General features: G+C 56.6%; 24 protein-coding genes. 9 read left to right on the top strand and 15 right to left on the bottom strand.

Annotation, left to right across the window (positions count from 1 at the left end; all coding sequences use genetic code 11):
- Nucleotides 1–62: 62 nt before the first annotated feature.
- Nucleotides 63–1718 (bottom strand): acetolactate synthase large subunit, encoded by a 1656-nt coding sequence (locus ACO0LO_RS18450; protein WP_422966100.1) that lies wholly within the window; start codon nucleotides 1716–1718, stop codon nucleotides 63–65.
- Nucleotides 1719–1975: 257 nt separating this feature from the next.
- On the opposite strand from ACO0LO_RS18450, the gene ACO0LO_RS18445 reads away from it, so the two are divergent.
- The 4 genes from ACO0LO_RS18445 (at nucleotide 1976) to ACO0LO_RS18430 (ending at nucleotide 5073) form a co-directional block, all read left to right on the top strand.
- A complete protein-coding gene (locus tag ACO0LO_RS18445; protein WP_422966098.1) occupies nucleotides 1976–2584 on the top strand; it encodes an alpha-ketoglutarate-dependent dioxygenase AlkB in 609 nt (202 codons plus the stop codon).
- 162 nt (nucleotides 2585–2746) lie between these two features.
- On the top strand, nucleotides 2747–3586 hold the full coding sequence (locus ACO0LO_RS18440) for an isocitrate lyase/PEP mutase family protein (RefSeq protein WP_422966096.1): 840 nt from the start codon (nucleotides 2747–2749) through the stop codon (nucleotides 3584–3586).
- A gap of 6 nt (nucleotides 3587–3592) precedes the next feature.
- Nucleotides 3593–4345: a carbon-nitrogen hydrolase family protein gene (locus tag ACO0LO_RS18435; RefSeq protein ID WP_422966094.1), complete on the top strand. Its 753-nt coding sequence runs from the start codon at nucleotides 3593–3595 to the stop codon at nucleotides 4343–4345.
- A gap of 128 nt (nucleotides 4346–4473) precedes the next feature.
- Nucleotides 4474–5073, top strand: a complete 600-nt coding sequence (locus ACO0LO_RS18430) for a DUF1439 domain-containing protein (protein WP_422966092.1) — start codon at nucleotides 4474–4476, stop codon at nucleotides 5071–5073.
- On the opposite strand, the gene ACO0LO_RS18425 is transcribed toward ACO0LO_RS18430, so the two are convergent.
- The gene (locus ACO0LO_RS18425) at nucleotides 5024–6376 is read right to left on the bottom strand and encodes a GGDEF domain-containing protein (RefSeq protein WP_422966090.1); all 1353 of its coding nucleotides are present in this window, start codon (nucleotides 6374–6376) and stop codon (nucleotides 5024–5026) included. The two genes, ACO0LO_RS18430 and ACO0LO_RS18425, sit on opposite strands and share 50 nt — an antisense overlap.
- 319 nt (nucleotides 6377–6695) lie before the next feature.
- Here ACO0LO_RS18425 and ACO0LO_RS18420 point away from each other — a divergent pair, with 319 nt between their 5' ends.
- Entirely contained in the window at nucleotides 6696–7508 is an 813-nt protein-coding gene (locus ACO0LO_RS18420) for a class I SAM-dependent methyltransferase (protein ID WP_422966088.1), read from the top strand.
- Nucleotides 7509–7796: 288 nt separating this feature from the next.
- Here ACO0LO_RS18420 and ACO0LO_RS18415 read toward each other — a convergent pair whose 3' ends face one another.
- The 11 genes from ACO0LO_RS18415 to ACO0LO_RS18365 form a co-directional block, all read right to left on the bottom strand.
- Nucleotides 7797–8078 (bottom strand): hypothetical protein, encoded by a 282-nt coding sequence (locus ACO0LO_RS18415; RefSeq protein ID WP_422966086.1) that lies wholly within the window; start codon nucleotides 8076–8078, stop codon nucleotides 7797–7799.
- Nucleotides 8079–8193: 115 nt separating this feature from the next.
- Nucleotides 8194–8547, bottom strand: a complete 354-nt coding sequence (locus ACO0LO_RS18410) for a hypothetical protein (protein WP_422966084.1) — start codon at nucleotides 8545–8547, stop codon at nucleotides 8194–8196.
- Between the two features lie 346 nt (nucleotides 8548–8893).
- Nucleotides 8894–9274, bottom strand: a complete 381-nt coding sequence (locus ACO0LO_RS18405) for a hypothetical protein (protein WP_422966083.1) — start codon at nucleotides 9272–9274, stop codon at nucleotides 8894–8896.
- A gap of 212 nt (nucleotides 9275–9486) precedes the next feature.
- On the bottom strand, nucleotides 9487–9966 hold the full coding sequence (locus ACO0LO_RS18400) for a hypothetical protein (RefSeq protein ID WP_422966081.1): 480 nt from the start codon (nucleotides 9964–9966) through the stop codon (nucleotides 9487–9489).
- A 4-nt stretch (nucleotides 9967–9970) separates the two neighbouring features.
- Nucleotides 9971–10171, bottom strand: coding sequence for a M15 family metallopeptidase (locus tag ACO0LO_RS18395; protein WP_422966552.1), 201 nt, complete (start codon nucleotides 10169–10171; stop codon nucleotides 9971–9973).
- Nucleotides 10172–10364: 193 nt separating this feature from the next.
- The gene (lepB, locus tag ACO0LO_RS18390) at nucleotides 10365–11285 is read right to left on the bottom strand and encodes a signal peptidase I (protein WP_422966080.1); all 921 of its coding nucleotides are present in this window, start codon (nucleotides 11283–11285) and stop codon (nucleotides 10365–10367) included.
- Between the two features lie 79 nt (nucleotides 11286–11364).
- Nucleotides 11365–11853 carry a lysozyme inhibitor LprI family protein gene (locus tag ACO0LO_RS18385; protein WP_422966078.1) on the bottom strand — a complete coding sequence of 163 codons (489 nt, stop codon included), beginning with the start codon at nucleotides 11851–11853 and terminating at the stop codon, nucleotides 11365–11367.
- A gap of 5 nt (nucleotides 11854–11858) precedes the next feature.
- Entirely contained in the window at nucleotides 11859–12005 is a 147-nt protein-coding gene (locus ACO0LO_RS18380; RefSeq protein ID WP_422966550.1) for a DUF6985 domain-containing protein, read from the bottom strand.
- Nucleotides 11987–12316 (bottom strand): hypothetical protein, encoded by a 330-nt coding sequence (locus tag ACO0LO_RS18375; protein ID WP_422966076.1) that lies wholly within the window; start codon nucleotides 12314–12316, stop codon nucleotides 11987–11989. The genes ACO0LO_RS18380 and ACO0LO_RS18375 overlap by 19 nt, the downstream gene beginning before the upstream one ends.
- A gap of 187 nt (nucleotides 12317–12503) precedes the next feature.
- The gene (locus ACO0LO_RS18370; RefSeq protein WP_422966074.1) at nucleotides 12504–12962 is read right to left on the bottom strand and encodes a hypothetical protein; all 459 of its coding nucleotides are present in this window, start codon (nucleotides 12960–12962) and stop codon (nucleotides 12504–12506) included.
- Nucleotides 12963–13266: 304 nt separating this feature from the next.
- Nucleotides 13267–14367: a glycerophosphodiester phosphodiesterase family protein gene (locus tag ACO0LO_RS18365; RefSeq protein WP_422966072.1), complete on the bottom strand. Its 1101-nt coding sequence runs from the start codon at nucleotides 14365–14367 to the stop codon at nucleotides 13267–13269.
- Between the two features lie 196 nt (nucleotides 14368–14563).
- On the opposite strand from ACO0LO_RS18365, the gene ACO0LO_RS18360 reads away from it, so the two are divergent.
- The 4 genes from ACO0LO_RS18360 to ACO0LO_RS18345 all read left to right on the top strand — a co-directional run bounded on the left by ACO0LO_RS18360 (nucleotide 14564) and on the right by ACO0LO_RS18345 (nucleotide 16928).
- Nucleotides 14564–14767, top strand: a complete 204-nt coding sequence (locus tag ACO0LO_RS18360; protein WP_422966071.1) for a hypothetical protein — start codon at nucleotides 14564–14566, stop codon at nucleotides 14765–14767.
- Nucleotides 14768–14903: 136 nt separating this feature from the next.
- Nucleotides 14904–15875: a LysR family transcriptional regulator gene (locus ACO0LO_RS18355; protein ID WP_422966069.1), complete on the top strand. Its 972-nt coding sequence runs from the start codon at nucleotides 14904–14906 to the stop codon at nucleotides 15873–15875.
- Between the two features lie 131 nt (nucleotides 15876–16006).
- Complete coding sequence (locus tag ACO0LO_RS18350) at nucleotides 16007–16351, top strand: zinc ribbon domain-containing protein YjdM (RefSeq protein WP_422966067.1); 345 nt, start codon at nucleotides 16007–16009, stop codon at nucleotides 16349–16351.
- Nucleotides 16352–16358: 7 nt separating this feature from the next.
- Nucleotides 16359–16928, top strand: a complete 570-nt coding sequence (locus ACO0LO_RS18345; RefSeq protein WP_422966066.1) for a YdcF family protein — start codon at nucleotides 16359–16361, stop codon at nucleotides 16926–16928.
- A gap of 14 nt (nucleotides 16929–16942) precedes the next feature.
- Here ACO0LO_RS18345 and ACO0LO_RS18340 read toward each other — a convergent pair whose 3' ends face one another.
- Nucleotides 16943–17212: a hypothetical protein gene (locus ACO0LO_RS18340; RefSeq protein WP_422966064.1), complete on the bottom strand. Its 270-nt coding sequence runs from the start codon at nucleotides 17210–17212 to the stop codon at nucleotides 16943–16945.
- Entirely contained in the window at nucleotides 17209–18060 is an 852-nt protein-coding gene (locus ACO0LO_RS18335; RefSeq protein ID WP_422966062.1) for an oxidoreductase, read from the bottom strand. The genes ACO0LO_RS18340 and ACO0LO_RS18335 overlap by 4 nt, the downstream gene beginning before the upstream one ends.
- Nucleotide 18061: the final 1 nt, after the last annotated feature.

Here is an 18061-nt window from a genome sequence, read left to right as displayed (position 1 = left end):
TTTTACCTCGATCTGACATTGGCGCACGGAGGCGCTTTTGCCGTTTGTGGGGAGGGTTTGCCTCAGCCGGGCTCTATATCCGGATGTCGGCCGCCTAGCTCATTGACGAGCACACGGGTATTTTCGCTGTAGTCAATCGGAACAGTGACCAGGTGGACGCCGCCGGCGGCAAATGCCGATTCAAGTTCCACAGCAAGTCCATCTGCAGAGATAATGCGGTGGCCGTGGGCGCCATAAGAACGTGCATAAGCGACAAAGTCCGGATTGCCGAAGGTCATTCCAAAGTCGGTAAAACTGTCTATTGCCTGCTTCCAGCGTATCATTCCATAAGCAGAATCTTCGATGATCAACACGACAAGGTCGAGCTTCAGCCGGACCGCGGTTTCGAGCTCTTGGCTATTCATCATGAAACCGCCGTCGCCGCACACGGCCATGACTTTGCGGTGCGGGTTGAGCAGCTTGGCGGCAATGGCGGAGGGAAGCCCCGCGCCCATTGTTGCCAGGGCATTATCGAGCAGCAGCGTGTTGGCGACCTGAGTGCGGTAGTTGCGTGCGAACCAGATTTTATACATGCCATTGTCGAGGCAGACGATGCCGTCTTCCGGCATGGCCGCGCGTACGTCCCTCACGATGCGCTGCGGAATCAGAGGAAAGGACGCATCGTCCGCGCGTTCGTTGATATGCGCCAGGATTTTCTTGCGGAGGGGAAGCACCCCCTGCTCCCGTGATATACGTCCTTCCAGCTGGTCTGCCAAACCCGTCACGGACGCGCCTATATCGCCAACCAGTTCATCGTCCGGATAGAAAACCTGTTCTACATTGGCTGATACATAGCCGACATGGATGACCTTGGGGCCACCTTGAATGCCTCCCATCAGGAACGGCGGTTTTTCAATCGTGTCATGGCCAATCGCAATGACGAGGTCTGCCCGGTCGATCGCGTCGTGGATATAATCTCGCTCCGACAGCGCGGCAGTTCCCAGATAGAGATCGGAGTTTCCCGTTACGGCGCCCTTGCCCATTTGCGTGTTGAAGAAAGGAATTTGTGTCCGGCGTACGAAGTTGGAAAGCTCTTCGACCAGACGGGGTCGATTGCCCGCAGCGCCTATCATGATCAGCGGGCACTTGGCCGCCAGTATCATCCTGGCAGTCCGCTCTATCGCAGAAGGGCGCGCCACAGGCCGGTCTGTGAGGTGCAGGGGGAGCAACGGGACGTCAGCCTCCTCCGCTGCGATGTCCTCGGGTAATTCCAGGTGCACAGGCCCTGGCCGTTCTTCGGAAGCAATGCGGAAGGCATCTCGCACAATGGCGGGAATTGATGCCGCGGAAACAATCTGCCGGGTCATTTTTGTCAGCGGCCGCATGGCTGCCACGATATCGACGATTTGAAAGCGTGCTTGGCGGGCGCTTTTAATGGATTTCTGGCCGGTAATCATCAACATGGGCATAGCGCCCAGATGAGCATAAGCTGCGCCGGTGGTGAAATTGAGCGCCCCCGGCCCGAGGGTGGACAGGCAAACGCCTGGCCTGCCTGTCAGCCGGCCGTGCGTCGCAGCCATGAATGCGGCCGCTTGTTCATGACGCGTGAGCACCAGTTCAATGCGGGATGTGCGGAGCGATTCGACGAAATCCAGATTTTCTTCACCGGGTATGCCGAAAATCCGGTCGACGCCTTCATTTTCGAGCGCGGCAATGAACAGATCGGAGCCTTTAGTCATTAGTCGTGTTCCGCTGAATGGATAAGCAAAGCAAGCGATGAATCGCCAGCCTTAAGTCTAGTGCCTGCGTGCCGAATTTGAAAGTAGGGTTTTGCAAATTGGACTTTTGGGCACATATCCAGGATTTTTTATTTATTTCATTGATGTAAGCTTGGTCTTTGGCGGGAGGAGCTGGACGAGGTTGCCTAAGCAGGCCCCTTGATATTCTTTTCATTAATCTTGGCAATTCCTGTTTCAAGACGGTACGGATTTTTTTGATGACACTGCAAGCGACACTGTTTCCGGATATCGACACGCAAACGGCTTCGCTTATGCCGGAAGGATTCCGTTATCAACAGGAACTCATCAGCGTCGAAGAGGAGATGCTGCTGGCATCCCAAATTGCGGCATTGCCGTTGACGCCATACGAATTTCGAGGTTTTCTCGCTAACCGCAATGTATTTGCCTTTGGATTTCGGTACGACTACAAAATGCGCAGCCTGATCAAAGCGCCGGACATCCCACCCTTTCTTCAAAAAATCCGGGAAAAAATTGCTGCTTTCGCCAATAGGGAGCCTGAGGATTTCAGGCAGGTTCTCGTCACGGAATACAAATCCGGCACAGCCCTAGCCTGGCATCGAGATCGGCTACAGTATGATGAAATCGTTGGCATATCCTTGCTATCACCGGCTAATTTCCGTCTTCGACGCAGGCAAGAAGATGGCTGGCTTCGCGCGTCCCAGATCATAGCGCCACGGTCTGCCTACATCATGGCCGGCGAGGTACGTATGCTGTGGGAGCATAGCATTCCTGCTGTGGAGGCGCCTCGCTACTCGCTGACATTCCGTACGATGGCAGGGAATTTTGTCTCACCCGCCGTAAAATAGATTTTGTTGATGGCACATGGCGGACAATCCTGAGGTAAGCGGCTAAGCGTTTTTTAGGCTGCAAAGGAATGGGGGTGTTAGACTAACTCGGCCTGTGTTTCGCATGCCGCAGTATGTGTTGGCATGCGGCGCCAAATTTCTTCACCAAAAGACGAGGATACGATGACTGCCGCAACTAGCACTATCGCCCAGAAACGCGCCGCCTTCCGCGCGCTGCATGAACAAGGCTGCTTTGTGCTGCCCAACCCGTGGGATGTGGGCAGCGCCCTTTATTTGCAGGGGCTGGGCTTCAAGGCGCTGGCGACGACGAGTTCCGGCTTTGCGTGGTCGCTGGGCCATGCAGACGGCGGCTTGTCGCGCGATATGGTACTGGCGCATTTACGTACCATGGTGGCGGCGACAGACTTGCCGGTGAATGCCGATTTTGAAAACGGGTTTGCCGCCGATGCGCAAGGCGTGGCAGAGAGCGTGCGGCTGGCGGTGGAGACGGGCGTGGCGGGTTTGTCGATAGAAGATTCCACGGGCGATGCCGCCAACCCGTTGTTCAGCATAGACATTGCCGTACAACGCTTGCGCGCAGCGCGCAAAGCCATTGATGCGGCGGGCGGCGATACGCTGCTGGTGGGCCGGGCAGAGAATTTTTTTGTCGGCCGGCCAGACCTGGACGACACCATCGCCAGGCTGAAGGCTTATGCGGAAGCCGGCGCCGATTGCCTGTATGCGCCGGGCATCCGCACGCGCGAGCAAATCCTTGCCGTGGTTGCCGCCGTTGCGCCCAAGCCGGTGAATTTGCTGGTAGGCTCTGCCAGTGAATTCACGCTGGCCGACATTGCCGCGATGGGCGTGCGCCGCGTCAGCGTGGGCGGTGCACTGGCGCGTTCTGCCTGGGGCGGCTTCCAGCGCGCGGCACGCGCTATTGCGGAAGAGGGGCGTTTTGATGGTTTTGCAGATGCCGCTGCGGGGAATGAGCTGAATGCCTTCTTTCGCCAGCAGGGCGAATAATCTTCCATGCAAAAATTCCGCGTAGCGGCGTTCCAGCGCCACCCGCTGTTTGATGACATCAGCGGCACCACGCAAAGGCTGATGGAAGACCTGGCGTGGTGCGACCGTGAGCACGTGGATCTGGCGGTATTCCCCGAGTGTTATCTGCAAGGCTATGCGAGCGATACGGATACCGTGTCGCGCCGCGCATTGGTGCTGCAGGGCGACGACTTCCAAGGGTTTGCCAAGGCGCTGGCGGATTTTCGCACCGACCTTATTGTCGGCCTCGCCGAACGCAGGCCCGGCGCGGGCGGTGCAGGCGTTGAGTTCTATAACACCGCCGTGGTGATGCGCTCAGGTCGCCTGCTGGGCCGTTACGCCAAGGCGCATCCGAATGAAGCTGCCTTTGCCGCCGGCAAGGACTTCCCCGTGTTTGACAGGGCCGGCTGGCGCTATGGCATCAATATCTGCAATGACGCCAATTTTGCCGACGTCGCGCTGGAGATCAGCCATCAGGGTGCAAGCCTGCTGTGCTACCCGCTGAACAATATGCTGCTGCCCGCCACCGCGCAACAATGGCGCAGCAAAAGCCTGCAGAACTTGCAGCAGCGCGCCCTGGACACCGGCTGCTGGGTGGTATCTTCCGACGTGACCGGAGAAACCGTCGGAAAAATGTCTTACGGCTGCACCTGCATTGTCAGTCCCAACGGCACGCTGGTGAAGCAGGTGCCGGAAGGGGAAGAAGGCGTTGTGATGCTGGATATTGCACTGGATGCCTGAGGCAGTTTCATGCTTGTGCCGCGATATCGTTTTGGAATGATGTCTTGTACTTGCGCGACCCCGCCGGCTGCACCGCCATGCAATCTGGCGCATAATCGTGGCCCTGCTTTTTGATCCATTTATACACGATGACAACAATAACGATAAACGCCATCGCCAGCACTGCAGCCCTGTGGCTGCGCCGTAGCAAAAAGCTGGCGCTGCCTGTGGCGGCCGCCTGCCTGCTGGCCGCCTGTGCCGGCCTGATCGGCCCGCGCCAGCTGGATGTGTCCACGGCGCGGCTGCAAGAGGGGCTGGATCACCGTTTTCCGCTGAACAACCGCGCCATGGCGCTGCTGGATGTGCAACTGACGCATCCGCAGCTGACAATGCTGCCGGACAGCGGCAGGGTAGCCCTGGCGCTGGATGTGAATATTGCGCCGCCTTTCATCAGGCAGACGTGGAGCGGCAACGTGGCCTTGTCGGGCCGGCTGGTGATCGACAATGTGCGCAATGCGGTGTTCATCAGCGATGCGCGGGTGGACAGGGCCGACATCAACGGCATGGATGAAGAGCGCCAGAAACAGTTCCGGCTGGTGGCCAGCCTGGTGGCGGACAAGATGATCAAGGATGTGCCGCTGTACAGCTTCCGCCCGGAAGACTTGCGCATCGCGGGTGTGCAGTTTGTGCCGACCTGGATTATGACGACGTCGCGAGGCCTGGTGATAAATTTCGAGCCGGCGAAATAGGCCGGGCCGCCATCACGCAGTTGCGGCCGGCGCCCTTGGCTTCGTAGCAGGCCAGGTCCACGCGGCGGAAAGTGGCTGCCGGATCGGCATCGGTGCCCGGCTCCACGCAGCCCAGGCCTATGCTGACTGTCATCGCAATGGCAGCGCCCTCAAAACTGCAGGGCGATTCCGTCAGCGCGACGCGCAATTGCTCTGCCATCGCGCGTGCATCGCCCGCCGTGGTGGCCGGCAGGATGACGACAAATTCTTCTCCGCCTATGCGCGCGATAATGTCGCTGTCCCGCCGCATGAAGCGCCGCAGCAGTTCCGCAAAATGCCGCAGGCAGGCGTCCCCGCCCTGGTGGCCGTAGGTGTCGTTGATCTGCTTGAAATGGTCCAGGTCCAGCATCAGCAGGCTCAGCGTTTCCTGGTTGCGCACTGCCAGGTTCCATGCCTGCTCCCACGCGCGTTCATAGCTGAGGCGGTTCGGCAGCCCCGTCAGCGTATCGGTCAATGATACCCGCGCCACTTCGGCGCGGCTGCTGATGAGGTCGATTTCGGTATCCACCTGCTGTGCATATTCGCTGGCGGAGCGCTTCAGGTTCGCCATCAGGTAGAAGGTGTAGATGAATAGTGTGATGCCGGTGGAGGCCAGGTCCAGCTGCGGCAGCGCAAACACGGCAGCAGCAGGCAGCATCAGCACCAGGATGGTGATGCGGGCCTGCGCAGGATGCAGCGCAAAGGCCTGGCTGGCCGCGGTGCCGAACGCAACCGTGGCAATGGCAGCCACCATCACCGTGCTGTCCGGCCGCATCTGCATCCAGCCCACGATGGCGGGAATCACCCCCCACACCACGGAGCCCAGGTGCAGCAAAAACCATTGCTCGCGCTTCCACAAGGTATAGGCTTCGGCAGAAGCACCCGGCGCCGGCGGACGGTGCCGGTAGCGCAGCACCCACAGCAGCAGGAAAGCGGCAATCGGCAATGCGGAGTACAGTGGCCAGCGGTGGTGGTAGCCGGCAATGGCGAGGATCAGCACGCAGCCCAGCAGATAAAACACCGGCCCGATCAGCGCGCGTTTATACAGGTCTTCGCTGGTGCGTTTGTTCCTGTAGGCAGAGGCTTCCAGCAGGGGCGCCATCGGGGGCGTAGTTAAGTGTGCTGCAGATTCGGTCATGCTTTTTTTATCGGTATGGCCGCGATGGCAAAGGGTAGACCACGCGCGTAACAGGGTTTCCTGTCCATCATACACAGGGCCGGAGATGAAGGCCAATTTTGTGTGGCAATCCGGCAATGCATCGTTGTGCGGATGCAGTTTGACCACTTATTTGCATTCGTTTTGGTACCGGGATGCTGTTGGTGTTTTGTATTTTTGTTATTGTGTTTTTGACTAAATGCACGTTGGATTACTGAATTTCAAATCCCCCGTACGGGAGTAGTGTATGGCTGGTATCGCACCAAAGCTGCCGTACGGCAGCCGCCATGGTGGAGAGGACTGCTGGACGACGTTGACGAGACCGGCGTGCGCGGCCACAATAGCGCACCGCAGCCAGTTCCCAACTCGGCGACGGACTCGTTGGACATGGCCGGTCCGTTGTTAAATGGGCGGTCCGGGCGGCGTTCAGAGCCTTTAAGGGGGTCTCATGACTGAGAGTGACAAGGTTTTCGCGGGGTCGATCCCGAAGCTCTACGACACGCTGATGGTCCCCCTGATCTTCGATGCCTATGCCGCCAACATGGCGGAGCTTGTCGCGGCGATGTCCCCCCGCGCGGTGCTTGAAACCGCAGCCGGCAGCGGCGCGCTCACGCGGGCGCTTGCGTCAAGACTCGGGGCCGACGCGCGCTGCGTGGTGACCGACCTTAGCCAGCCCATGCTCGACTACGCCGCCGCCCGGCAGGGGTTCGATGGCCGTATCGAATGGCGGCAGGCGGACGCGCTCGCCCTGCCATTCGAAGACGCCTCGTTCGACGTCGTTTGCTGCCAGTTCGGCGCGATGTTTTTCCCCAACAGGATCGCCGGCTACGCCGAGGCGCGGCGCGTACTGAGACCCGGCGGGCGTTTTGTCTTCAGCGTCTGGGACCGCATCGAAGAGAACGCCTTTGCCGACGACGTCACCAACGCCGTCGCCACAGTATTTCCGCACGACCCTCCACGATTTCTCGCCCGTACGCCTCACGGGTATCACGATGTTGCACTGATCTGCGACGAGTTGCGCCTTGCAGGGTTTGACGACATTAGCATCGAGACGCGCGCGGGCGTGAGTCGCTCGCCCTCGCCGCGCGACGCTGCGACAGCGTATTGCCAAGGGACGCCGCTGCGCAACGAGATCGAGGTCCGCGACCCAGGCCTGCTTCAACTGGCCACGGAACGCGCGACGCAGGCGATCGCCAGCCGCCATGGCGAAGGCCCGGTGGCCGGCAAGATTCAGGCGCATGTGATCGTGGCGGCAGGATAACGCAGTCCCGACGTGCGCGCCTCATCGTGGCAACTCTGAACTGGTGAGATGCAAGAAAGCCGCCTGGGGCCAAAGACTGGAACTGGCCGACTACTGTCGATTCCTTTCTTGAATGCCACGCAGTCGTCAATAATTGAAGCAGGCAGTAGCCATTCAGTTCTGAATTCTGCAGCAGGTCGCGGATCGCCGCGACCTGTTGGTGCAATGACGGGTCAGCCTGCTAATTAGCGCCCTGTTGGGTGCCACATTGGCGCTTGCCGACGGCATCATTGCGTGACGTGGAAATTACTACCGAATCGCCTCCTCAGTGATTCGGATGTGGGCATCTGTTACGTGTACGCCATAAGTCTCGATGTCGCACAAACATTCGTTTGCATCCACACCAGGTGTGTGTTGCCCCTTGAGAAGCTCGACGGTCTTAAATTCTAGCCATGGCGCATACTTTTGCGGCAAATTTTGACCTGATGATTGAGTGGTAAAGCCAAAAATACGGGCGGGACCTCTGAAGATATGTACTTGCATGTGTTTTATTCCAATTCCTGTGATTCGGTTGTTTGATGTTCGAAACATTTACACCTCCTCCTTTCCATAGTTCATAAAGTGATACTGCAGGATGTAATCGACCGGCCGCTCCTGGCCGCTTGCAGCGCCAAGCGAAACAAAAGTCCAGTTCAACTTGCACTACTCAGTCTTGCGACAACACGGTTCGGACCATAGCTCCCACGAAGAATGGAGGTACCTGCATAAAGACCACCAGCAATAACGCAATTGCCGAGCGATACAGAGATTCTTCAGTTGCGTAATACTGAAACGGTAGCCACATGACAAACAGAGCGAGCCCACCGAAAATGGTGGCACTGCGAAGCGCGGTTCTGCCGAAAATAATTCCGAGTAAAAAAGACGTTCCTACCACAAACAATAGAACAGAAAGAGTAGCCGTGACCAGGTCTGCCTGAGCTAGTCTACCATTGGTTCCAAATATCGCAGCTAATGGAATAAACAGGAATGCGCTGAGTGCAGCAAGCACTTTAACGTACATAGTTTTCCTTAACCTTGGTCAGTACATTGCATGTCTGCTTTTGGCCGATTTTTGTCTTCACTCCGAAACGGTCTTCTATTCATCCTCAGTCCGAAAAAATTTTCTAGCAAATAGGCACAGGGAAATAACCAAAATTAGAGCGACGAGAGTCAGCAACCAAAAGCTTAGAAAATCTAACTGTTCCTCGGCCTCCCAAACTTCTGTGGAAAGAATCGGCTTCGCAATAGTGTGGATTGCAGTAAGAATCGATTCTGGGCGATGCGCAAACCACCAACTACCATGGATGCTCCAAAAGTACGCGAGCCACCATGATGCAACAAACACTACCATACCTCTTCCGAACAACTTAAGGTGGCGATTCATCCTGAATTTGGTACTCGCATTTAACTGTCTGCTTTTGGGCGGTCAGGGACGTTTTTCCTCCTCGTTCCACAGCGAGAATAATTTCTTTTAATACTGTAGTAACCGCCTCTTCAGTGCTTCCAAACACGAAATGTCTAAACTCACCTCGCTCAGTGGAAACGAACAGGAAATCGACGTCGCAGCATCCGTTTGGCCAAATGCCGATTGATGTTAAGCACTCGTCGCCATCTACATTTATAGATAGTCCGCTGTCTTCAACCAATCGCATTACAACCCAGTCACGCGCACCTGCAGGTAGCTTCTCCTCGAGATTCCTACAAAGCTCTTCAGGTGATACCGGAGGCATACGCAAATCATTCATCAACTAACGATTCCCAGTCTAATATTGCTGCCACAAAAAAACATTTGCATAAACGCCTTGGCGACCATAAAAATTCTTCTATGGCGATTCACCCTTCCAACTCAATAGTGAAATGGGAGGGGAATCCAACGCGTTTACTGTGATAAAACGCTTTTTCTATTGAAGCCTGGGATGAGGAACATACATCCACTATGAGCGTCAAAAAGCCGTATACCCTACTCACCGCATCTAAAGGGTAAAGTCAGCGATTTTGAGGATCCTGCAGTTGATACAACCAATATAACGGGATCACAACTAAAGGAGCGCAACCAAAATCCGACGTGAGTTTCCCCCGATGGACCATAAATTCCAATTCGCCCTCTTTGTCGCTCTACAATCTTGCCAGTGCGCCCGTTCTTGACCAAAAGGTCAACAGCCTGTTTAGCAACGTAGGTGTTTGGCAGACCGGATACCACTATATCCACGAATGCAGAAGTCGTTGGCTCCGTAACATCGCCGCCTCCAGCCATGACGTTCCATAGCACCTCCTTCCCATTCAGAGGCTGGGAGAACTCACCACTGTACTGAAAGAACAGGCGCACTTTTACTTCTGCAATTTGCGATGATTGTGCGTCACTGCCTTTGGACACCAGAAAAAAAATAACGGTAACAATTAACCGAATCAATGCCTTTGAGTTCATTTTTTCCACATTCATAGATCTACTGTTTAGACGGCACGCGCTGGAAACGCGGTTTGTCGGCTTTCTTGCCTGGCCAGTCGCCACCCCAAGCGAAGCCTAACCCCTTGAAGATTGAAACTGTCGTTGCGTCTGGATTGCAAAGGACTCCACCGTCTATTCGGAATATGTCTACGGCAAAAGCGAAATTATGGTTGCTTTCTCCACCTCGCGCATAACTCACTATGTTGCCCGGCTTAGTGCGCCCCTGGGCATAAATGTCATCTTGCTGTTCATACGTGCGATACACTTCCTTAACATTGGCGCAAAAAAAGCCGAATGACCGCTCCTGCGGTAAAGGTCACCCCAAAGCTGACCTTTACCGTTTTTTGGCTATATCAACGGATTGCCCTGCAACGTGCAAGTGGTACCTTCATCTATGGAATAATTTTGACGACCTTACCGACGATGAGGCTTGAGCGAACGAAACCCCAATGACGGCTGTCAAAACTAGTGTCGCGATTGTCTCCTAAAACGAAGTAGTTGCCTGCTGGTACAGTGCAGTGCAGCGCTTCGCCGGAGACGTTACACTGATCTTGAAGTGCAAAATTTAACGGCTCAGTCCGTCGCTCAGGACGATCAGTGTCCACCAATGTGTCAAACGCAGTTCCGTCGAGCACTTCACGAAATCGACGCGAGGAGTTGTGCGGTAAATCTAAGTGTAAATATCCGTCTAGTTCACGAACGCGGCTTTCTCGTGCGTTAACAATTAAGCGCTTTTCATAATAATCGATACGATCACCTGGCAAGCCAACGACGCGTTTGACGTAAGTCTGAGAAGGGTCGCGCGGGAAATCAAAGACAATGATATCGCCACGTTTAAGTAGTCCTAACGGCAGTTGACTGCCGAACCTCATTCCATATGCGCTGTAGTGCCCATATCCCCATTTTTTTACAATAATTCTTGAGCCAATCTCAGCAGTCGGTTCCATCGCCGTCGAAGGAATTCTGAACGGCTCATATAGAAAGATTCTAACGCTGAGAATAGTGAATGCCGCGAGGCCTGCGAGCGACAATAGGTAATACCAATGCGAATACCAGGGCTGTGGTCGACCAGACCACGCTTTTGCAATTCTATAAGCCAGAGCTGCCGCAGCAATTGAAGTGAGAAATTGAAGTGCTGATACAATCCACTCGGTACCGTTGCCGAGAAAATGGAATAGATCCATGCCTCCGAGGGCCAGCAAGACGGCCATGAATAACAGCGCCCATTTTGGTCTGCCAGCGTACAACAAGCCTAGCGGCGCGCAAATGAGACTTACGACAACTGAGATCCATGGCTTGGGATTCCAAGTCAAAGGCAACTCCTCTCAAATTCTTCTAACTCATCGTGTGCAACGGCCGCTAATAGCCGATTCCTGCTATCGAACTTTGCAATTAAGGCTCAGGCAAAATCGCCGGCGTCGAATCGACATATGTGAGATAAGCGGACCAAATGTCGTGTGTTCTTTCTTGTGTCAAATCAATCATACACTGCAGTGAGACGCGATATCGATAGGTCCCTCGAAGCCAATATGTATAGACGTCGCCACATTGAGCCGACCTGTAACTGAGCCATGCCTTCTGCGCAACATCGAGTGATAGCTCGATGGTTTGGTCTCCCGCGATGCGCGCCTTTGCTGCTTCAATATACTTAGCGAGTTTCTCGTCTGCCTTATCAACTTCTGCTGACATGCACTGCCTATCTTCGATGTCATCTTTCGGGTCATAGCAGACCGCATCTTTCGCACTAGCTGCGGTGAGAACGAAGCTAAAAACAAGTCCCACAACAAAACGTGTTGGCATGTTGACCCTTAACAAATAACAAACCGCATTGGCCTCTTCTGGCCGTCTTCCGCCATTTTTCCCAAGTACGAGGGGAAGCATTGGCGTTATGCTGGCACAGCGCTTCCGCAAAGTTCAACGAATTTCCCGTCTCGAAATCGTATCCCAAGCAGATGCTCCTCATCCCATTCGGTCTCATAACCTAGCTCAATCATCAGTGACTCATCTATTGGGCCTATGGTGATGAACTGCAGTTTCGCGCAGGACCATGCATCATTTGGAGATTTGATGTTTTGCAGACTTTTTGATGAACTAGGATATTCGCCTTTCCACGATATTTTTTCTTCAGGTCAGCCAGCTTTGAGTCCGTACCTGAGCAAGTCCGGTAGACAGACCAATTAATGTCCGCCTGACGCTCGTCGTCGTAACCTGGCTCGCCGCGCCAATGGTCGCAGGATTCACGCTCGGCTAAAAAGACAGCAAGGTCCTTAGGAAATTCTGACGGCGCCGCCCAGCCCGAAAAATGTAGTGAACCAATCAGCAGAAAAATATAAGTGAACTTCATTTGCCGGCTCACAGTGGGCGTAACAACCATCGTGTTAAAACGCCAGCGATTGGCGTGTTTTTTCGATTGGGGGGAATCTCCTACGAATGCTGCCACATAAAAATTGGCAAAGCAACATCAAATTGAAGATGATTTTGCATGTTCGCTCTTTGCAGGCAGTACCATGCAGAGCTTGCCGCAGCGCTGCTTAACCGCCGCTGCGGGACTCATTCCACTGGCTATGTGGACGGCAGTAGCCGCCCATGCGGGAGCGATAGCTGGTTCCTCTATCATCGGTCAGTTCGCACAGACATAGGTAGGGCTGACCTTGCGCGTAGTGGCTGTCGTTTTCGACACCGTGCTGCAGGTTGAACAGCAGCGTCAGCACCAGGCGCGGCGCCCATTCCAGCGGAATGCCCAGGCCGTGCAGCTGCGCGGCCAGCTTTCTGCGGTACACATGGATGGGCAATGCAAATTCTTCTGTCGGCGGGGATATTTCGCCATTGGCGCCTTTGAGCAGGTCGATGATGAGTTTGTCGGTCTGCTGTGCCTCCGCAAAGTTGCACAGCTTGCCGATGGCCCAATAGCCTTCCAGGCTGTTGTTACGGCTGATGAAGGAGGCAGCCATGTTGCGAGCGACGCTTTGCAGGTGTTTTCTGGTGGGCACGGCCAGCCTTTGTATTCCACGTGATGTCGCATTGTAAGCGTGACGTGGTTTTTATAATAATTATTTATTATGTACGGATCGAATGCAGCAGGGTAGGCTGGGCTAAGGCTTTATCAGCCCAGCGCTCGCCCAAGCTACCGTTGCCAAGGTTCGGGTTTGCTCCCGGATTTCGCTGCGCTGCATCCGGGCTAGCTTTTCTCCTTTTTTGGAGAAAGTGCTGAGCACGATGATATGTGCGATTTTGCCTCTGCAGGCCAAGCTTGCAAGGCCATATCTCCCGCAAACTTGACTCTTTCCGAATTCGTTACGCCAGCGCCGCCCTGCCCACTGCTGGGTCATCGGTGAAAAATCCGTCCACGCCTGCTTCTACATAACGCCTGATCTCGGCGATGGAGCCGGGGACGTTGCGGGCGTTTTCGTCCTTTCCGTCCTTGAAATCATCCGCGATGAAGCGGTTTTCGGGGCGGAAGGTCCAGATGTGAACCAACAGGCCGGCGCGGTGGGCGTCCGCTACCAGTGGGGTGGGGGCATCCAGCTTGCCGTTGATCTTGAGCGGGATCACGGCGCGCAGCGGCGGGGCGACGACGTCAGCGTATTGCACGATGTCGCGCAGGCCTTCGGCGCTGGTCATTTTTGCAAACGTCAGGTCGCCTCCCGCAGTGGCCACATCGATGGGGCGGTGCCGGCCTTCGCCGGTCAGTTGCATCAGGCGGATGTGGTCGCGCTTGCCCAGCTTGCCGCGCAGGTATTTGAGGTTGGCGGTTTCGAAGGACTGGATTTCCAGCGGTGCGCGCCGTGTGTATTCGTGCTCTGCGATAGTGGCCAGGAAGCGGTCTTCCAGCGGCAGCTTCACGCTGCTGAAATAGGTGGAGCTTTTCAGTTCCGGCACCAGGCCGATCAGGCGGCCGCTGGTGGCAGATTCGGCGGCGACGAAATCGATAATCTCTTCCCAGGTAGGTACCTGGAACATGCCGTCGTAGCGGGTATTGTCTGGCCTTATCTTGGGCAGGCGTTCTATGGCACGCAGGGTTTTCAGTTCCGCCAGTGTGAAGTCATCGACGAACCAGCCGGTGTGGTTTTGGCCGTCCACGGTCTTGGTGGCACGGCGGGCGGCGAATTCGGGGCGTCTGGCGACGTCGGTGGTCTCGGTCAGGTTGGCTTCATGCCTGGCCACGAGGATGCCGTCTCTGGTGCAGACCAGGTCGGGCTCAATGTAGTCGGCGCCGTCAGCGATGGCCTTGGCGTAAGAGGCCAGCGTATGTTCCGGGCGCAGCGCGCAGGCGCCGCGGTGGCCGAATACTTCTACCTTCGTCGGTGTTGCCGACCGGGCTTGCTGGAGGAAGGGCAGTGACGCCAGGCAAACCGTGCCGACGGTTTTCAGTACATTCCTGCGCTTGATCTGCATGGGTATCGCCACCTGTTGGGGCGCCTGTTTTTTTCTATCAATGGGGATGACTCAGCCGGAATCGATTGTAAGGGACAGAAGCGGGCCAGACAAGCAGGTCAGACAAACAGGTGCGGGAGGTGCAAGACAATGGCTGCACCGCGCCAGGCATTCAGCTTAAAATGATGCACTTGCATACCCCCTTCTTACCCGCACGATGGATAAACCGCCCGGCAGCACGCTGCCCAATTGCAACCGCTGCACACATCACTACATTACTTACGATGCCAACTTCCGGTATGGCTGCCGCGCGTTCAATTTCAAAAGCGCGCGCCTGCCGTCGCTGGAAGTGTTTGATGCGTCCGGCCAGCAATGCCACCTGTATCTGAAAAAAGAAAAGGGCAGTCCGCCCGGCGCGTGAGCGTTCTTCATGGAATGCAGCGGCTCTGCCGGACTTGCCTGGTCTGCTTTGCTTGTTTTGCAACGGCGGCATGCTGGAAAACGGGCTCATTGCCGCGCAGGTACAATAAGCGCCTTGCTGATGATGGAGAAATGCAATGGACCGCCTGATCGCGATGAAAACCTTTGTGCGTGTCGTAGAAACGTCCAGTTTTTCCAAGGCGGCGGAAGACATGCAGATGCCGGCCGCGTCGGCATCGCGCATGGTGCAGGCGCTGGAAGCGCATCTGCGGATCAAGCTGCTGAATCGCACCACCAGGAATGTCAGCCTGACTGACGAAGGCCGGATTTACTACGAACGCTGCCTGCAGGTGCTGAGCGAGATCGACGACATGGAGGCCGAAGCCTCCGGCGCCCGCACCAGCCCGCATGGCCGCATCAAGATCAGCCTGCCCGGATCTATCGCGAAAAGCCTGCTGATTCCTGCGCTGCCCGATTTCTATCAACGCTATCCGGAAATCGATATGGAGCTGTCCATTTCCGATCGCCGGGTGGACCTGGTGGAAGAGGGCATGGACTGCGCCATCCGTATCGGCCCGGTGGATGACCTGCTGCTGGTTGCCAGCCGCGTCGGCGAGGTATCGATGATTGCCTGCGCTGCACCGGCCTACATCGTCGAGCACGGAGAGCCGAAAACGATCAAGGAACTGGCCGCACACCATGCGGTGCATTATCAGTGGAGCAGCGGCGCCAGGGTGCGGCCGTGGGAATTCCTGCACAACGGCGAGACAGAGCTGGTAGCCATGGACAGCCGGCTGGCCGTCAACGATGCCGATTCCTATATCAGCTGCGGCCTGGCCGGGCTGGGCATCATCGCGGGCTACCAGGTCATACTGGCGCCGCATATCCGCACCGGCGCCTTGCGGGAGATATTGAGCGGCTACCGCAGGCCGCCCGTGCCGGTGTCCGTTCTGTATCCGCCCAACCGCCACGTACCGCACAAGCTGCGCGTGTTTATCGCGTGGTTTGGTGAAATGTTTGCGGCGGCGGAAGCAAATGCGCGGGAAAATTCAGAAGCAAGCGCAGAAGAAGGCACCAAAGCAAGCACCAAAGCAAGCACCGGAAGCTAAGCTCGCGGCGGCCGCTTCCGCAGAGCGTCCGTGCGTAAACCGTATATGCCGCCGCTGCGGCAGAGTATACTGCGTGCTTTGCAAGGCCAGCGCCTTGCTGCCATTCATCTCATTTTATTCAGGACTACCCCATGAGTGCTCTGCCTCCCTGCCCGCAATGCAAATCGGAATTCACCTACGAAGACGGCAGTAACTATGTGTGCCCCGAATGCGCGCATGAGTGGAGTGTTCAGGCCGGCGCCGAAGCACCTGCGGACAGCGCAAGGGTATATCGCGATTCCACCGGCGCCATTTTGCAGGACGGCGATACTGTCACCGTCATCAAGGACCTGAAGCTGAAGGGTTCCGGCGGCACCATCAAGATGGGCACCAAGGTCAAGAACATCCGCCTGGTGGATAGCGACCATGATATCGACTGCAAGATAGACGGCTTCGGCGCGATGAGCCTGAAGACGGAATTCGTCAAAAAGGTCTAAGGCCGCCATGAGCAAGCTGCCGCGGCGTTTGCTTATTTCTGCTGCTGCCCTATTGTTCATGCTTGCAATGGCGGCAGCGGCCATCAGCGTCGATGGACTGACGGATAAACTTGCTGATTCCGACCTAGCCATTGTGCCCGGCAACACCGTGAACCCGGACGGCAAGCCTTCGCCGCGCTTGCAGGGCAGGTTGGATGCGGCGCTGGGGTTTTACCGTTCCGGCCACTGCCGGTTCGTTCTGGTCAGCGGTGGCATCGGCGTGGAAGGCTTTGACGAGGCAGAGGTGATGAAGGCTTACCTGGTAGCACAGGGTGTTCCAGCAGACCTCATCTTTACCGACAACCAGGGGCGGGATACGCTGGCAACGGCGCGCTTTGCCGCCGGCCTGATCCGTGCAAAAAACTTGAAGAACCCCGTGCTGGTCAGCCAGTTCTTCCATATCTCCCGCCTGCGGCTGGCGCTGCAGAAACAGGGCATTGTCGCGGCAGGCAATATCCATTCGCGGCAATTCGAGCTGCGCGACATCTATTCCACGCTGAGGGAAGTTGCAGGCTACGCGGCGTATACCTTCAGGTAGTCAATTCAGCGAGCTCAACGAGTTTTCTTTTTTCCGGAAAACGCCAGGATTGCGGCACGCAGCGCCATTCCGGCTAACAGGCCGCCGGCAGCAAAAAATACAAACAGCATGAGGACCGCGTTGCCTATGCTGCTGGCGGTGCTTTGGCTGAAGCCGATAAAGACCAGCGCCAGCAGCACGGCGGCAACAACTCCCGTCCACGCCATGCTGCGCCAGCCCGGTATCAGCAGCGCCGCGCCAAAAGGCACGATGAAGAGCAGGGCGGCAATGCCGAAAAAATTCATTCTTTCGGAAAGTCTGTCGCCACGGATTTATCGCGCAATGCTTCTATCTCCGTCAGTGTCTTTTTCAGCGCGCCGGTGACGGCATCCATGCCGAAGGCGCCGGTGACGAAGTGGTGCGGTGGCGCCGCTTCTTCCGTCAGCGCGATGATGGCCTGCGCTATTTTGACCGGGTCGCCGGGTTGGTGGCCGCTGCCGGCGCTGGTGTTTTTCATGCGCGCACCGACAATGTCGGCATACTCGGCAATCTTGTTCGGCGTCTGTGTCATGGAACGGCCGGCCCAGTCGGTGCGGGAAGGGCCGGGCGCCACGCAGGTGACGTGGATGCCCAGGCCCTGGGTCTCGGCCGCCAATGAGTCGGACCAGCCTTCCACCGCATGCTTGCTGGCCGCATAGTGGCCGGAGCCCGGGTAGCCGACATGGCCGGCCACCGAGGTGATATTGATGATATGCCCGCTGCGCTGTTGCCGCATGCCCGGCAGCACTGCGCGCGTCATCGCAAACAGGCCGAAGACATTGGTGTCGAACTGCGCGCGTATCTGCGCATCATCGCCTTCTTCTACTGAGGACATATAACCGTAGCCGGCGTTATTTACCAGCACGTCGATGCGGCCGAAGTGCTCCAGCGTTGCCTGCACGGCGGCGCTGATTTGCCCTGCCTGGTTGACATCCAGTTCCAGCGCCAGCGCGCGGTCTTCCACACCCTGCACCAGGTCGGCCACGCGCGCCCTGTCGCGCGCGGTCACCACCACGCGCCAGCCGCGCGCCAGTAATTGTTCCGCCAGTTCGCGGCCAAAGCCCGTGGAACAGCCGGTAATGAACCAGACCGGGGACGTGTCGGATGCAGCCATG

Source organism: Undibacterium sp. TJN25, from assembly GCF_049339885.1.
GTDB lineage: Bacteria > Pseudomonadota > Gammaproteobacteria > Burkholderiales > Burkholderiaceae_D > Undibacterium.
Note: the sequence above shows the minus strand (reverse complement) of the source record. Positions and strands in the feature narration are given on the sequence as shown.

Coding starts and splice junctions, on each gene's coding strand:
- ACO0LO_RS18450 (WP_422966100.1), bottom strand. CDS start 1,718: ATGACTAAAGGCTCCGATCTGTTCATTGCCGCGCTCGAAAATGAAGGC.
- ACO0LO_RS18445 (WP_422966098.1), top strand. CDS start 1,976: ATGACACTGCAAGCGACACTGTTTCCGGATATCGACACGCAAACGGCT.
- ACO0LO_RS18440 (WP_422966096.1), top strand. CDS start 2,747: ATGACTGCCGCAACTAGCACTATCGCCCAGAAACGCGCCGCCTTCCGC.
- ACO0LO_RS18435 (WP_422966094.1), top strand. CDS start 3,593: ATGCAAAAATTCCGCGTAGCGGCGTTCCAGCGCCACCCGCTGTTTGAT.
- ACO0LO_RS18430 (WP_422966092.1), top strand. CDS start 4,474: ATGACAACAATAACGATAAACGCCATCGCCAGCACTGCAGCCCTGTGG.
- ACO0LO_RS18420 (WP_422966088.1), top strand. CDS start 6,696: ATGACTGAGAGTGACAAGGTTTTCGCGGGGTCGATCCCGAAGCTCTAC.
- ACO0LO_RS18415 (WP_422966086.1), bottom strand. CDS start 8,078: ATGTTTCGAACATCAAACAACCGAATCACAGGAATTGGAATAAAACAC.
- ACO0LO_RS18410 (WP_422966084.1), bottom strand. CDS start 8,547: ATGTACGTTAAAGTGCTTGCTGCACTCAGCGCATTCCTGTTTATTCCA.
- ACO0LO_RS18400 (WP_422966081.1), bottom strand. CDS start 9,966: ATGAATGTGGAAAAAATGAACTCAAAGGCATTGATTCGGTTAATTGTT.
- ACO0LO_RS18385 (WP_422966078.1), bottom strand. CDS start 11,853: ATGCTTCCCCTCGTACTTGGGAAAAATGGCGGAAGACGGCCAGAAGAG.
- ACO0LO_RS18375 (WP_422966076.1), bottom strand. CDS start 12,316: ATGAAGTTCACTTATATTTTTCTGCTGATTGGTTCACTACATTTTTCG.
- ACO0LO_RS18365 (WP_422966072.1), bottom strand. CDS start 14,367: ATGCAGATCAAGCGCAGGAATGTACTGAAAACCGTCGGCACGGTTTGC.
- ACO0LO_RS18360 (WP_422966071.1), top strand. CDS start 14,564: ATGGATAAACCGCCCGGCAGCACGCTGCCCAATTGCAACCGCTGCACA.
- ACO0LO_RS18355 (WP_422966069.1), top strand. CDS start 14,904: ATGGACCGCCTGATCGCGATGAAAACCTTTGTGCGTGTCGTAGAAACG.
- ACO0LO_RS18350 (WP_422966067.1), top strand. CDS start 16,007: ATGAGTGCTCTGCCTCCCTGCCCGCAATGCAAATCGGAATTCACCTAC.
- ACO0LO_RS18345 (WP_422966066.1), top strand. CDS start 16,359: ATGAGCAAGCTGCCGCGGCGTTTGCTTATTTCTGCTGCTGCCCTATTG.
- ACO0LO_RS18340 (WP_422966064.1), bottom strand. CDS start 17,212: ATGAATTTTTTCGGCATTGCCGCCCTGCTCTTCATCGTGCCTTTTGGC.
- ACO0LO_RS18335 (WP_422966062.1), bottom strand. CDS start 18,060: ATGGCTGCATCCGACACGTCCCCGGTCTGGTTCATTACCGGCTGTTCC.